Origin of the sequence: Algoriphagus oliviformis (assembly GCF_017254915.1) — a bacterium.
In the GTDB taxonomy this organism is placed as follows: Bacteria; Bacteroidota; Bacteroidia; order Cytophagales; family Cyclobacteriaceae; genus Algoriphagus; species Algoriphagus oliviformis.
Window position 1 is genome coordinate 181216 of the sequence record NZ_JAFKCT010000006.1, and the last position, 14860, is coordinate 196075.

12 protein-coding genes are annotated in these 14860 nt (G+C 52.4%); 7 read left to right on the forward strand and 5 right to left on the reverse strand.

Annotation, left to right across the window (positions count from 1 at the left end):
* The first annotated feature begins 51 nt into the window (after positions 1-51).
* The 6 genes from J0A68_RS14940 to J0A68_RS14965 all read left to right on the forward strand — a co-directional run bounded on the left by J0A68_RS14940 (position 52) and on the right by J0A68_RS14965 (position 5193).
* Positions 52-1059 (forward strand): amidohydrolase family protein, encoded by a 1008-nt coding sequence (locus J0A68_RS14940; protein WP_236025608.1) that lies wholly within the window; start codon positions 52-54, stop codon positions 1057-1059.
* A 388-nt stretch (positions 1060-1447) separates the two neighbouring features.
* Complete coding sequence (locus tag J0A68_RS14945; protein ID WP_206579021.1) at positions 1448-1840, forward strand: GreA/GreB family elongation factor; 393 nt, start codon at positions 1448-1450, stop codon at positions 1838-1840.
* A 28-nt stretch (positions 1841-1868) separates the two neighbouring features.
* A complete protein-coding gene (locus J0A68_RS14950) occupies positions 1869-2489 on the forward strand; it encodes an MCP four helix bundle domain-containing protein (protein WP_206579022.1) in 621 nt (206 codons plus the stop codon).
* A 215-nt stretch (positions 2490-2704) separates the two neighbouring features.
* On the forward strand, positions 2705-3043 hold the full coding sequence (locus tag J0A68_RS14955) for an avidin-fold protein (RefSeq protein WP_206579023.1): 339 nt from the start codon (positions 2705-2707) through the stop codon (positions 3041-3043).
* Positions 3044-3218: 175 nt separating this feature from the next.
* Positions 3219-4478, forward strand: a complete 1260-nt coding sequence (locus tag J0A68_RS14960; protein ID WP_206579024.1) for an LVIVD repeat-containing protein — start codon at positions 3219-3221, stop codon at positions 4476-4478.
* Between the two features lie 112 nt (positions 4479-4590).
* Positions 4591-5193: a hypothetical protein gene (locus J0A68_RS14965; RefSeq protein ID WP_206579025.1), complete on the forward strand. Its 603-nt coding sequence runs from the start codon at positions 4591-4593 to the stop codon at positions 5191-5193.
* A 9-nt stretch (positions 5194-5202) separates the two neighbouring features.
* Here J0A68_RS14965 and J0A68_RS14970 read toward each other — a convergent pair whose 3' ends face one another.
* Complete coding sequence (locus J0A68_RS14970; RefSeq protein ID WP_236025609.1) at positions 5203-6279, reverse strand: amidohydrolase family protein; 1077 nt, start codon at positions 6277-6279, stop codon at positions 5203-5205.
* Between the two features lie 48 nt (positions 6280-6327).
* On the opposite strand from J0A68_RS14970, the gene J0A68_RS14975 reads away from it, so the two are divergent.
* A complete protein-coding gene (locus tag J0A68_RS14975) occupies positions 6328-7224 on the forward strand; it encodes a sterol desaturase family protein (RefSeq protein ID WP_206579026.1) in 897 nt (298 codons plus the stop codon).
* A 358-nt stretch (positions 7225-7582) separates the two neighbouring features.
* Here J0A68_RS14975 and J0A68_RS14980 read toward each other — a convergent pair whose 3' ends face one another.
* The 4 genes from J0A68_RS14980 to J0A68_RS14995 form a co-directional block, all read right to left on the reverse strand.
* Positions 7583-7777 carry a DUF6728 family protein gene (locus tag J0A68_RS14980; protein ID WP_206579027.1) on the reverse strand — a complete coding sequence of 65 codons (195 nt, stop codon included), beginning with the start codon at positions 7775-7777 and terminating at the stop codon, positions 7583-7585.
* A gap of 113 nt (positions 7778-7890) precedes the next feature.
* The gene (gene ispG / locus J0A68_RS14985; protein ID WP_206579028.1) at positions 7891-9873 is read right to left on the reverse strand and encodes a (E)-4-hydroxy-3-methylbut-2-enyl-diphosphate synthase; all 1983 of its coding nucleotides are present in this window, start codon (positions 9871-9873) and stop codon (positions 7891-7893) included.
* A gap of 3 nt (positions 9874-9876) precedes the next feature.
* Positions 9877-10581 carry an SDR family NAD(P)-dependent oxidoreductase gene (locus tag J0A68_RS14990; RefSeq protein WP_206579029.1) on the reverse strand — a complete coding sequence of 235 codons (705 nt, stop codon included), beginning with the start codon at positions 10579-10581 and terminating at the stop codon, positions 9877-9879.
* Between the two features lie 63 nt (positions 10582-10644).
* The gene (locus J0A68_RS14995; RefSeq protein ID WP_206579030.1) at positions 10645-14106 is read right to left on the reverse strand and encodes a DUF8818 domain-containing protein; all 3462 of its coding nucleotides are present in this window, start codon (positions 14104-14106) and stop codon (positions 10645-10647) included.
* Positions 14107-14860: the final 754 nt, after the last annotated feature.

Here is a 14860-nt window from a genome sequence, read left to right on the forward strand (position 1 = left end):
GATAAATAGATTATTCCAGCTAGCTTAGCCAAAAGCGATTCAAGCCTTTTCATGCTCAAAATGCCTAGCTTCCCCTATTGTCGGAGATTCCCCCTGCTCTCAGCCCTATTCCTTGTCTCTTGCTTTTCCTTTGCCCAAGCCCAGGAAAAGAAAAAAGCCAAACCCATCATCGACGTGCATGTGCATGCGATGAAGGTCAATCCAAACTTTGCCTCGGATATGTGTCCCTGGTTTCTGAGCAGCATGCCCGGAAGTATTCCCGGAGCCGACGCGCCCTCTTTCATCAACACCGACTGTGCCCATCCCCTGAAGGCAGCCAAGTCCGATGAGGAATTTCAGCAGAAGCTGATGGAAACCGCCGAGCGGCTCAACATCACCTTCGTGGCCTCTGGAGACGCAGAGATTTTGCACCGCTGGAAAAAAGCCGCCCCAGACCGGGTGATTCCGTCCATCGGAGTCGCATCAGGCATGAGTGTGCAAGCTTTCGAAGACTCCCTGAGCAATGGATTCTACCAAGTGATGGGGGAAATCGCCCCCCAGTACCAAGGTATGTCTCCCGCGGACATGTCGCTGGACGAGTACTTTGGCGTGGCCGAAAAGCTCGGCATTCCGGTCGGCATCCATATGGGCACTGGCGGCAACGGCATGGCCAACCTAACCTCTCCCAAGTATAGAGCCTCCATGGGCAATCCCTTTCTCTTGGAAGACGTCCTAGCCAGACACCCCAAGCTGAAGATCTGGGTGATGCACGCGGGCTACCCCATGATCGATGAGATGATCGCCTTGATGGGTGCAAATGCCTACGTGTATGTGGATCTGGCCGGGTTCATCTGGAGCTATCCTCTGGAGGAGATACACATGTACTTGAGGAGACTGGTGCAGGCCGGTTTCGGGAAAAGAATCCTCTACGGTACCGACCTGATGATGTGGCCAGAGCTCCTGGAGACATCCATCGGCGTGATCGAAAACGCAAACTACCTCAGTGAAGACCAGAAGCGCGACATCTTCTTCAACAACGCCATCCGCTTCTTTAACTGGGACGCCAAAAACTTTGAATAAAAAATTACCCAATCGACCACCTACCCTAAGTCACGGCCCACAGCAATGTGGGCCGTTTGCTTTACTGCTCGGAGAAAAAACGCATCGCTTTGGTCCTTTTTGCAACCATTTGCCCATTTTGGACGTCCCCCACTTGACCTATGAGGCAAATTGCCTATTTTAGGCTAATCCATGATTTTCTCCACGACTCTCCCTTTCTCTGACTTTTTGGAAGCTGCAGGCAAAACCCGCCCGGCAGTTTGCGGGAGATGTGTATCCCATAGCAAGGCCTTTATCAGCTAGCCCTCCGTTGGGATTTTGGACGGAGGGGCACCTTTTCGTCTTTTTCCATTTTTCCATCGGCTGCTTTTCCCCAGCTGGAGGTTTTCCCTTTTACACAGAGATACACATGAAACCTATCATTTCACACCAAGACTACAAAACGATCTATAGCCTCATCCAGGACATGCCCTCCTCGCAGCGCACCAAGGAGATGGGGCAGCTGCAGCAAGAACTCGACTCCGCTGCCCGCGTGGAAGAAAGCGAAATCGCAGAAAGCATCATCCGCCTCAATTCCTACTTTGAGGTAAAGGACCAAGCCTCCGGAAAAACCCTCCAACTCCGGCTCGTGCTGCCCAAGCAAGCCAACCTGGCAGAGCAAAAGCTTTCTATCCTCAGCCCCCTAGGTGTGGCCTTGATCGGCTTTGGCGAAGGCATGGTCGTGGACTGGGTGCTGCCAGGCGGGCCAAAGAAGCTCGAAATCATCAAAGTGGTCAACACTCCACTTGAGGCCAAAGTATGACCCTATCCCAACGCCAACCCCCAAAGCCATGAAATGGACCTACCGAATTCCGAACAAACTGGGTACCTCCCTCCTCTTGATGGGCATAATGGCCTTGGTCTTGGTCAACAACTTCGTAGAGCGGTCAAACTCCAGGCAGCTGGAGATGGCCTTTGAGTCGATCTATGCGGACCGGCTCATCGTGGAAAGCTACATACTCGATCTATCTGAGCAGCTGCATGCAATACAGGAATCGCTCAAAAGCAACTCCTCCGACGGCAAGGCATCATGGAAGGAAAACCTGTCGGAAATAGACCGGATCAACCTGCTCTACTTGGACACCAAGTTGACGGAGGATGAAAAGAAACACTTCGGACACTTCGAATCACTGACTTGGGAAATCGGCCAGTCCCTCCAAGCGGGCAGGCTAGTCCATGCAAATACGGGGATAGCCGCTGCGCTCCGGGACCTTCAGCTGCTGTCGGAAATCCAGGTGATCGAAGCCCAAAGCATCCTGAGCCAAACCGAGCAGCTCTTCCGCTCGGGCTCGCTCAGCTCCCGGTTTGAAATCGGACTGGTGATCCTGATCGGGCTGATGGTGCAGGGGATACTCTTTGCCTCCAAGTCCCTGCAAATCCGAACCACGCCGACGGCGGAAAACCTGAACTAAACCATACCAAAGGCCTTTGAAACGCTGTTTTTCAAAGGCTTTTTTGATGGCTTGACAGGTTGATACTTTCCTTTTTGGGAAAATGAGCATCCCAAAAGCCCTCCACAGCTTTTTCCCTGAGCTGGATTTCAAACACTCCCTTAATCTGAGACTGGGAAGAATTTCCCAAAAAACGCTTTCTTGCCTCGGCAAACCACCTAGCAAGCCCAGTGACTATGATCAACTACAACGGCAAAGCCTTTCGTCCCGTCCAAAACAGCGAAAATGGAGAAACCTCCGCCGAGACCCTTTTCCACTATGTACAGAAAGGAAATATCCTGACCTCCGAGTACTCAGGGGGAAAAATAACAAAGGGCCACCTGATCGGCCTGGTCGGCGAGCAGGGCGAAATCGACATGCGCTACCACCAGGTCAACAGCAGCGGAGAACTCATGACGGGCATCTGCCGCTCCCTGCCTGAGCTGCTTCCCAACGGAAAGGTCAGACTGCATGAAACTTGGCAATGGACCTCCGGCGACCTGTCCGCCGGCAAGTCTGTTTTGGAGGAAATTTGAAGGTTGACTTTGAAGGCGCCCAACCACCCTTGTTTCACGATTGCGAGGCAATTCACGGCTTTTGGTGGAAATATTCATTTTTTTCCAAAATAAAATTTCCCTTCTGTAGCATCGGACAGATTCGAGCCGTCTGATCAATAAGCCAGTACTTTTACAACAACCAAACTTTTCGCTTATGAAAACCCCAGGATTACCCTCCCTACTTTGGATTTTCGTGCTCGCCCTCGCGTCGCTATCCTGCCAAGACGAAGTGACGACCACCCACACCTTTCGCACCATGGTGCCGGTATATCTGGAAATGAGCGACATCCGCGCCAGAACCATCTCGATCGAACCTGCAAAGGAACTCGACAACCCCGGCAAAATCTACATCTACGGAGACTACCTCCTGATCAACGAACCAACCAAGGGCATCCATATCCTGGACAACCGCAACCCCTCCAATCCGATCAACAAAAACTTCATCCCCATCGAGGGCAACGTCGACCTTGCCGTCAACGACAACATCCTCTATGCGGACAACTACGTGGACCTGCTCGCCTTTGACATCAGCAACCTGAACAACATCCGACTGGTAAAACGGGTCGAGGACGTGTTTACCCACATGTACCGTCACGATACCGGCCAAATCATCACATACAAGGACTCGGTGCTTACAACCGAAAACGCCTACTGGGGAGGCTGCCCCAATTGCATGTTTTACACCATGGATGCCAGCCGCAGCTTCACAGCCAACTACGCCGCGGCGGCCCAGAGCTACGGCACGGGCGGATCGATGGCAAGATTTACACTCTCCAGCGGACATCTCTATGCGGTGGATGAGAGCACGATGCGGGTTTTTGACGTGAAGACCCCCGCAGACCCCAAGTTCCTCAAGCCTATTGACCTGGGCTGGGGCATCGAAACGATCTTCCCTTTTCAGGACAAGCTCTTCATCGGCTCCAACCGCGGCATGCACATCTACGATGCCTCCACCCCGACCAGCCCTACTCGGATGGCCGTCTATGAGCACGTAGTGGCCTGCGACCCCGTAGTGGTCAACGAAGATTTTGCCTTTGTCACCCTTCGCAGCGGCAACTTCTGCGTCAACAACGTGAACCAGCTCCAGATCATCAACATCGAAGACCCCTACAAGCCCTACATGATGAAGTCCTACCCTATGCTCAACCCCCACGGTCTGGGACTCGCCGGAGACAACCTCTACATCGCCGAGGGAAGCCATGGACTCAAGAGCTTCAAAGTCAGCGACGTGATGGCCATCGACCAAAACCAAATGGAATTCCTCCAGTCCATGAAGTCTGTGGACCTGATCCCCGGCCCCAAATCCCTCATCGTGATCGGACCTGACGGCGTGTGCCAATTTGACTACAGCACCCCTTCCAAACTGGTCAAACTGAGCTGCATCGATGTAAAGAACCCGATAGTGGTCAAGTAATTGGCTCGCTTGGGTAGCCAATGCAGAGGCTGGGAAAGCAAACCCGGCCTTTTTGCACTATATTGAACTAGTTTTTTCACCGAATAGGCAAATGAAAGTCAAGCTCTTCTCTTTGTGTATCTATTTCCTGGCCGTCAGCACCAGCTATGGCCAGCAAAAAACCTACTACAACCAAACTGAATTCGGGGTCATGTTTGGCAGAAGCGAAAACCAATGGTCGGGGGAAACGGAAGAACGAAGCAATTTCACCATGCTCACCTTCCATGGAGCCCGCATCGCAAAGCATCACGTGGTGGGCTTTTCTTTCGGTTTTGACAACTATGAAACCGTCCAAATCATCCCTATCGCATTGGGCTGGAGGGGATTTTTGGGAGCAGACGGCAAAGCCCAGCTGGTCGGGGGCTTCGACCTCGGAGGAGGGTCGACGATCCTGGCGGATGAGGAAAAGTCCGAATGGGGCCGCAACTGGTGGGAAGGGGGAATCATGGCCAGCCCATCCATCGGCGTGTACATCCCCGCAACGAACGGAAACACCGCCCTCACCATCAGCGTCGCCTACAAACGCCAACAACTTTTTCAGTTCAACGGCACCTACGACCGCATCGATCCCAGCGTACAGCTTGCAAGTGCCAGTCTGCCACCTGGATTCAACTCGCTTACCGAGACCAAATACCTCTTTCAGAGCTTGGTGCTTCGCGCAGGCTTGAGCTTCTGATCCTTTGGATTAGGAATCAATGCTGAACCACTTCACCGCATTGTGGAAATAGATCTTGTCAACGACTGATCGGGGAAGTTGTAGGCCTTGGAACCTCCCATTTACATCTCCTGTCTCCATCCATTCCGCACTGACCAGGTATTTCCAGTCTTTTTGCCAAGCGGCCATCGCACTGGACTTGACTTTCTTTGGATCAACCTCTTCCGAGATTTCCAGATCAGTGCCGTAGATCAGCCTATCCTGGTAGCGGATCATGAAGTCTCTGACCCTTTCCCGATCCTTTTGGCTCTGGAACTGCACGTGCCCCATCCTCGCGGCAAGGTCCACAGCTAGATTTGGATAGCGATCCAATCGCTTCGCCAATTCATCTACACTCCACTCCAGACTTCCCAAGTGTGCCCCGACAAACCTCAAGTCTGGAAATTTTTCCAGTAACCTGTCCCTAGCTGCCAACTGCTCCTCATAGTTGGGATATTCGGGATGCAGATACATGTGATACTCTGGATGCCTCGCAAAATAGCTCCGGTCATTGTTTACGGTCATTTCCTCCAATGGTAGCCAGCAATTTCGAGGCTCGCCCAGGTGCGCCATCAGCGTCTTTCCTTGCGCCTCAACGAATCCGTATATCTGCTCTAATCTTGGGTGATCAGCCATGATGAAGTCTCCTTTTTCGTCCTTGTAAGTCATGCCAATGTTTTTCCAAATCTTGATGCCCAGCGCGCCCTGCTCAAAGGCCTTTTCTATTCGTGCTATCTCCTTTTCCGCCCAATCAGGATCAGCCCAGTTTTCGAGAGAAATAGTGGCCAGAAAATCTATCGCATCTGGATTCTCCCCCTTTTGAAGCAAAGCAAGCCTGATTTGCTCTTCCAAACTGGGATAGTCCGGCACATCTACGCTGACGGTGAGGAGATGAAAATTCGCCTCAATCGCAGCTTCGGTCAGTGCTGTACTTTCAGAATTGTGATGGGTATGGGTATCGATCTTTTTTACCTTCTGAAAGTCCTCTATAGAATAAAAAAAATCCTGCTGATTTTGGCTTAAAAGAGCTATCGCTACGATGAAAAAAGGGAAAATCGAGTCGATCATGAGTTTGATTTTTTGAAATAAGATACAATGATTTTTGATCTTTGGGCTATGGAAAAATACCTCAGGATCATCTGGGATGGCTACTATGGCTACGCCAACTACTTGCTTGACGAGATCCTCCACCCCAGCTGGCACAACTACTTCTATTGGCTCGTCGGAGCGTCGCTGGTAATCTGGATGCTGGAGCTGGTTTTTCCCTGGAGAAAAGACCAGCCCGCCATCCGACAGGATTTTTGGCTGGACATGTTTTACCTCTTTTGGAACTACTTCCTCTTCGCGCTGATCGCCTACAATGCCCTCTCCATGGTCGCCGTCGAGCTTTTCAATGATTTCCTGGGCCTGTTTGGCATTACCAATCTCGTCGCATTTGAAATCGAGACCTGGCCTTTTTGGGCTAGGTTGGTTTTGATCTTCCTCGTGCGGGACTTCATGCAATGGAACATCCATCGAATGTATCACCATGTGGGTTGGATGTGGGAATTCCACAAGGTACACCATAGCACCCGGCAGATGGGTTTTGCGGCCTTGCTGCGCTTTCATTGGATGGAAAATGTGATCTACCGGACGCTGGAGTACCTTCCCCTGGCAATGATCGGCGTGGGACTCACCGACTTTTTCATCGTACATATCTTCACGCTCGTGACCGGACAGCTCGGCCATGCCAACCTAAAAATCCCGCTTGGCCCCTTCCGATACATCATCAACGGCCCCCAGATGCATCTCTGGCACCATGCCCGCCATCTGCCCGAGACCCATCCAAACGGATTCAACTACGGCATTACCCTGAGCATCTGGGACTTCATCTTCCGCACCAACTATTGGCCATCGGACGATGAAGACCTGCCGGTGGGGCTACCCGACGAGGAGCGTTTTCCGGAGGATTTTATGGGACAAAATACCGAGCCTTTCCACCGGATTTTTGGCAAAAAGAAGAAACAATCCTAATCGTGCGTAATAATACAAGGTTCGGAATTCACTTTTCTTGACGGGCAGGAAGACCGATGACGGAAGACCGAAGTAGGGCAAAGCCCTATTTTGGCGTTCTTTCGGATTGTCAATGCTGCCTACTGGCATAAAAGCCGACAATCATAAAAATATAAGGCTATCCGCTTGATTGCACGTTACCGATTTAAAAAAGAGGTTTGAGGTTCTAACTAGGCGGATTCCCCCTTTTCAAGGGGGCTAGGGGGATTTTTTATAAAGTAAAATCCGCTATTTGAGACCTACGTGCAATGTTCCGGACACAGGTAAAAACTATTCTCCAGCCAACTAGGAGCTTAAAAAAATCGGGTATGCTTCAGCCTCAAAGCAAACGTTTGGCAACCCAGATGATGATCGCAATGAGAAACATCACGATGGAGATTTTGTTAATCCCATGCATCATGCGTAGGTTAAAGTTGCTGGGCTTGTTGGGATCGGGCTTCTGAAACACCCGAATGAAGTAGTTGCCTACCTCTCCCAACTTGAAAAACTCCTGGACTTTGTTTTTTTCCGACATGATTCTTTGTGTCTTTTTTTTGACAGAAGACGGAAGACCGGAGACCGAAGGACTTTGCTCCCGCATTCAGGCACACGGTTTACATCTCACTACTTACCACTCACAAATCCCTGCTAAATGGCTTCCGGCTCATTCCACATGCCGTCTTCCTTGATGATGTTGATCAGCTCGTCGACGGCCCGCTCGGAAGGAACGGACTTTTTCATCACTTCCTTGCCCTTGTAGAGGGTAATTTTGCCTTTGCCTGAGCCTACATAGCCGTAGTCCGCATCAGCCATCTCACCCGGGCCATTCACGATGCAGCCCATGATGCCGATTTTCACCCCCTTGAGGTGATCCGTTCTTTTTCGGATCATCGCGGTGGTCTCTTGGAGATCAAAGAGCGTTCTGCCACAGGAAGGACAAGAGATATACTCCGTTTTGGACATTCTGGTACGAGCGGCCTGAAGCACCCCAAAGCTCACGGTATTGTGCAGCTTGATCTGCTCCAGCACTTCGGCTCGGGTATGCTCTTCTTCTTTTTCCAGGGAAATCAAAATCCCATCGCCCAGTCCGTCGATCAGCAAACCTCCCACATCCGTCGCCGCATAGAGCATGGTCATATCCGCTGTCTGGTCAGGATAGCTGACCTTCACGACCACAGGCACCTCGCACTTGGCATCCAAGAGGCCGACGAAGGATCGGCGCAAAGCTGGCATGGCGTGTGCATTGGCGGTTTTCAGGATCAGCACCGTGTCTTTTCTGTCCTGAACCACCGGAATGGCTGTCTCAATTTCAAGATCCGAGATTTCAAGAAAATTCAACTCACTATGGAATCGCTCTGAGGATTTATATTCCTCCAGCTTGAATAGCGGAAACTTGTTCACTTGATCAGGAGCTAGGCTCCAAACCGGAAAATCCTGGATTTCCTTCATGCCGTTTGGCAGCATGAAAGGAATGGGATTCGAGCCGGAATAGACAAAATCACAACCTTGGTCGTTCATCTTCCACTTGTCCAGTTCGGGCAGGTAGAAATGGCCCACGGCTTTCATTTCTCGGTCAGCCACCTTTTCGATCTTGGAGATATCGGTGATCACTCGCGGCACATTGTGTCCACCAAAATTGTAGATCTCGGTAACGTGTCGCTTGCCGTGCTCAAAGGGCGTGATGGGATACTGCGAAACATCAGCGATTGGCGCATGGCTTTCACGCCCGGTGTAGCGGTCGATCAGGGCTTTCGCCACCGGCGCTTCAAACTCCGGATCTTCGGTCAGGGAAACCCGAACCGTGTCGCCCAAGCCATCCTCCAACAAAGTCCCGATTCCGACGGCAGACTTGATCCGGCCGTCTTCGGCCTCGCCAGCTTCGGTCACACCGAGGTGGAGCGGATAGGGTTTGAAGCCTCCTTCGTTCAGCTTTTGCACCAAAAGACGGTAGGCCTGCACCATCACCTGGGTATTGGACGACTTCATGGAGATCACGATCTCGTGGAAGTTTTCGTCCTCACAGATCCTCAGGAACTCCAGCGCCGACTCCACCATACCCAGCGGAGTATCGCCGTAGCGGCTCATGATCCGGTCGGAAAGCGAGCCGTGGTTGGTACCGATACGCATGGCGGTGCCATTTTCCTTGCAGATTTTCACCAGCGGCAAAAAGCGCTCGCGGATCCGCTCCAGCTCTTCGGCATAGCTGGCGTCGGTATAGTCTATGACTTCAAATTTCTTCTTGTCGGCGTAGTTGCCGGGATTGATGCGGACTTTCTCCACGATGCGTGCGGCCAGCTCGGCTGCATTTGGCGTGAAGTGGATATCTGCCACGAGCGGAGTTTGGTAGCCTCTTTTGCGCAGCTCCGCCTTGATGTGCCGGAGATTTTCGGCCTCCTTGATACTGGGTGCCGTGATGCGGATGAGCTCGCAGCCGGACTCGATCATACGGATGCTCTGCTCCACGGAGCCCAGGGTATCCATGGTATCCACGGTGGTCATGGACTGCACCACGATGGGATTGTCCCCACCGATGAGCACGTCCCCCACTCGCACGGGGATGGTCTTCCTTCGCGAGTAGCGCGTCAGGCTATCGCAATAGAGGGAATCGAGGGATTTGATCAGGGATTCCATAGCTTAAATATCTCCAAGTTGGGGGCGTACAATTATTTCTTCAACAACGGTTTGAGGGGAAAGGTTATAAGCGCCCCACACGCTTTCGGCCACATCGGTCGCCTTCATGAATCTTTCCTCGGGAATCCCCGCTCCGGCCCAGCTGTCCGTGAAGGTGGCTCCGGCCAGGATGGAGGTCACTTTGATCCCATGCGGCTTGAGCTCCTCGCGAAAAGACTTGGTCATCCCGAGCATTGCCCACTTCGACACGGCATAGCTACCGCCATTTGGATAGGCTGTCAAGCCAGCGATGGAACCCATGCTAAAGATGTGCCCGGACTTTCGCCCGATCATCTCTTGGGCGAAAGCCCGCGTAAGATGATAAGCCGAAAAAAGGTTGGTATGCATGATAAACTCAAAATTGCCATCAGGCTCGTCGTGCAGGGAGCCCGGGAGGAAAATCCCGGTATTGTTCATCAACACCTGGGGAATGGCGATTGCCTTGACCGTTTGGGAAAAGCGCAGCACTTCTTCCTTTTTCGAAAGATCCGCCGCCATCGCCAGCACGTGGATACCCGGATGCTGCTCCTCCAGCTGTGCCTTCAGTGCTTTGAGATCCTGTTCATTTCGGGCACAGGTGAAGATGTCGAAACCCTCCTTGGCAAAGCGCTCGATGACCGCCCTGCCTATCCCTTTGGTGCCTCCCGTGACGAGGATACTTTTACTCATTTGATTCGCAGTTTAATAGTTAGTATGACAACTATCTACAGCGAGCAAAGTTACATTTTTTTATCAAAAGAGCGCGGAGACTTGCATGCGCCCCAGATGGACGACCCGATCCAGCCCCTCGGAGTTTCGCCCTTCGTAGACCAGATTCAGCTGCAGCCCCTCCCCGATCCGCTGCAGCCAGCTCAGCGACCAGGTGACGTTGGTGCCCGGAGTCAGCGCCTGCAGCATCTCGTAGCCCACAGGCGAATTCACTTCCCCATTGTAGTCGATCTGGATGTACTTCAGGTTGCCGGTGAGGGTGGTTTTGATGGCTTTCGCAAAGCGGAGATCCAAGCCCATCTGGTGGACTTGGGCAGTCTCGTCATACTCTAGGTTTTGGGTATTTTCTTTTCCCGTAAAAGAATACGAGCCCGTCGTCCTGAAAAAAGGACTGGGTTGCCAGGCGAGTTCTGGCCCGATTGAGGACTGCTGTACGGAGTAGTTTCTGTTTTCCAAAAAGTCCGAAGCAGAAACCCGCTCCCCCACACTGCCCAAGATCCTAAGGGTCATGAAGGAATTGAAATTGTAGCGCGTGTTCAGCTTCCAGTCCTGCTGTACCTGATCTTCGAAGCCGCCGGAAAGCAGCTGCTTCAGCTGGGAATCAAACAGCGAGAGGTCAAAACCGTACTTGGCCGAGGCGCGGTTGAAAAAGAAACTCGTCCGGATGATCTGCCGGAGGGAAAGAATCTGATCCCGCGCCACCGATCCGATGAAGGGATTCACCCGATCCCAAAAGTCCTCCGAGGTTACCTTCTTCTCCACGCTGAGACTCGAGGTATTGGAGAAGCGATGGAGAAACTGCCGGACTCCGCCAGCCTCCTTCCATTCGTCTGGAAACCTCGCTTGGATGCGGTAATTCAGCAGGCTGGTGTAGGCCTGGACGTAGGTGTCCGTCGGGACAAAGATCTTGATATACTGCTTTTCCTCGGGGTTGATGGCGAGGTAAAACTCGTTGAGCTGCTGCACGCCGTCCCCGTTGTCGTCGCGCCAGGTGTGCGTGCCGTCTCCGTTCGGTGCCGGGAGATAGACAAATTCCCGCTGGAGCTCCCGCCCGTTGCCAATGGCATAGCTGATTTCGTTTCGGATGAGGTTTTTGCCCAGGCTGCCGGAGTAGTCCACCTTCCCCAGCAACGTCAACTCGGTCGGAAGGTCTCTGCTGACGTATTCAAGCTCCCGATAGGTAAAGGTGCTGGAGAGGCTGTGCTTTAGCCATTGTTTTCGGAAGGTAAAGTTGGAAGTAAAGGCCTGCGTGTCGTCGACCAGCTGCCCCGCCACGGGAAGGCGATCCTGGCGCCAAGCCGCATCCGCAGAGAAAGCGTAGCTGAGCGTGTCATTGCTTTTCAGATACACCAGATGCTCCTTGAAGTTCATCGCGGTGCCCACTACCGAATCTGTTTCGGAATTTTTTAAGGCATTTCTATCGAGCGAAAACTGATAGCCCGGCACGAGGATTTTGGACTGAAAGTTCACATTTCCCAAATACCTCGTCCAATCCGTCGAAAGCGTGTCCTGATCACTCTGAAGCCTGAAAAATTCCTGTCGCAACCTGAGCCGCTTGCCAAGCTCCGTATTCCAATGCGCCGTATGCTGGGAGCCGCTGAGCGTATTTTCGCGGTTTCGGAGATAGAGCTTATAGTCAAAACTGTTGCGAGCGTCCTTTTGCAAGCCAACCTGCGTGAGGAAAAACCGCTCCGCCGCAGCCTTCTCCAGCATCTCTGGTGTCAATCCCCAGTCCCGATCAAACTCGATGTAACGAAATCGGTCGATGAAGTTGAAATTGGTCGAGTTGTACTCAAACTCCGTCAGGCCTTGGAAGCGATAGCCTTTGAAGAGGCCCAACTCGCGGTTTTCGGACTGCAGGCCGACTTTCCAACCGAGGCCTTGGTTGTCTTCATCGTCCAGCGAGGAAAACAGGTTTTTGTCCACGGAGGAAAGCGCGACTTCCGTATAGACTTTTTCGTATTCACCCAGCTTGATCCGAGTACCGACGGTAGTCATGCGCTTGCTGTCCGGCGCGGGCAGCTGGGTCAAAATGGAATAATCCCCCTGGGGCTGCCCACCTAGCCGGGGAACATATTCGTAGACCGTCCCATTGGCCAATTGATTCACGCGGCGATAGTCGCCCATCCCGGCTCCGACTTGGGAAAAAGACAGCGCATAGCGGGCGGAATCAGGATCGGTGGAGTAGCGATAGTAGGTGATCGGATTCCCAGCTTCGTCCAGCTCACTGACTTTTTCATACAAAATCCGCGTCGGGTCGAAGGCCACCGAATCGATTCTCGGGATCGCTGCATTCTGAACAGAATCTCCAACCGAAGCCAAAAGCAATTGCTCTTCCTGCGTAAAGTCCGTGAAAAGCGGACGGTTGCGGTTGTCCTTTTCCTGATAGTAGTTCACATAGAAATCAACCTTGCCGTTGGTCTGGAGGTGGTTTGCGCCGAGGATGGAGCGGGAATAGTTTCGCTCCGCATATTCGAAGTCGACCCGCACCCGGGAGTATTGCGTGATCAGGACTTTGGGCGTGAAGGTGATCTCCGCTTGGTTGTAGTCGATGACATAGTCTGCGTTGAAGCCGCGCTGGAGCTGCTTTCCGTCCAGGAAAACCCGCTCGGAATTGGCCATGATGATCACGTAGCGCTCGTTGTTGGGGCCATTGATCCGATACGGGCCGAGCACGCCCTCCAGGATCGGCAGCTGGATAGACGCAAATTTCCCCTTGGCCACGGAGACAAAGCCCTGCGAGCTCGCTTCCCAGTTGTCTTTCAGCTTGTACTTCGAGGTAAACTGGAGCCCTTGCACGTTTTTGTAATAGCGCAAAAACTCCGACTGGCGCTGCTGGAGGACGACATCCCCGGCGGCCAGGCTGAAGTTGTCGTTGTACAGCTCGATGAGCACATTGTCAAAATCCTGGATCTGCTGCGTATTGCCCTCGGGCTGGAAAGGGACATTCTGGTCGGTGATGCTGGCACGAATCTTCAGGTTCTCCCCGATATCGCCCTCCAGCTGCAAGTTGAGCGCGGAGTTGACGAAGACGTTTTGGGTATTGCCAAAGGACACCCCGCGGGTCAGGCTGCCGGTTTTGTACAGGGTGGAGCTGGGAAAAAGCTCCTCTCGGATGTCCAGATCGGGCAGGTTTTGGACCCGATTGTCGCGAAACATCGCCGTGGAGTCGTAATCTGCCAGCAGCGTCCTTCGGCTGATGGACTGATCCAGTCGTACGGCCAGCCTTCTGTAGCAAATCTGTACCGAGTCGGGCTTTTCAGCACCCAGCTCCAGCCGCAGGGTTCTGTTGGAAAAATCGAAAACAAAGGGATGGGACTTCCCCGCATTGTCCGTCACCCGAATACTTTCCTCCAGAACCGAAAGCGAATCCAGCTCCCGATCCACCTCAAAGTAGGCTGCAGGGTACCAGCGGCAATGCTCCTGAGCCTGGGCAAAGCCTGCCCAACCCAAAAACAAAACCCAGGAAATGATCCAAAAACGCATGGACGCAAGTTGCCAATTTCTTTGAAGGTAATAGGTAGTCCGTGAGGAATCAATTTTCCGAAAATCGGGGCTAAGACTTCTCCCCTCTGTAGTCGATTTTTTTTACCACAGAGAGCTCAGAGAAATGGGAGGCTACCGCTTGGGAAAGATCATCTCAGATTCTCTGCGCCTCCCGGTCTTCATGAGCAAATAAATGGCTTGCTGAGGCGAAAAGATGCCTTAGTTCTCTTTTTTCTCCGTGGACTCTGTGGTCAATTTTTTTTTTACCACAGAGAGCTCAGAGAAATGGGAGGCTACCGCTTGGGAAAGATCAACTCGGATTCTTTGCGCCGCCGTGTCTTCGCGAACAAAAAAGTGGCTTGCTGAGGCGAAAAGATGCCTTAGTTCTCTTTTTTCTCCGTGGACTCTGTGGCGTCTACGTTGTCTTTCTCTCCACAGAGCGCACGGAGGAAAAGAGGGTCGAAGGGCTTTACCTTTGCGACAGCCTTGGTTTTCTTCTCCTATTTCTCCGCGAACTCTGTGGTCGATTTTTTTCACCACAGAGAGCTTAGAGAAATGGGACGCTACCGCTTGGGAAAGATCATCTCAGATTCTCTGCGCCTCCCGGTCTTCATGAGCAAATAAATGGCTTGCTGAGGCGAAAAGATGCCTTAGTTCTCTTTTTTCTCCGTGGACTCTGTGGCGTCTACGTTGTCTTTCTCTCCACAGAGCGCACGGAGGAAAAGAGGGTCGAAGGGCTTTACCTTTGCGACAG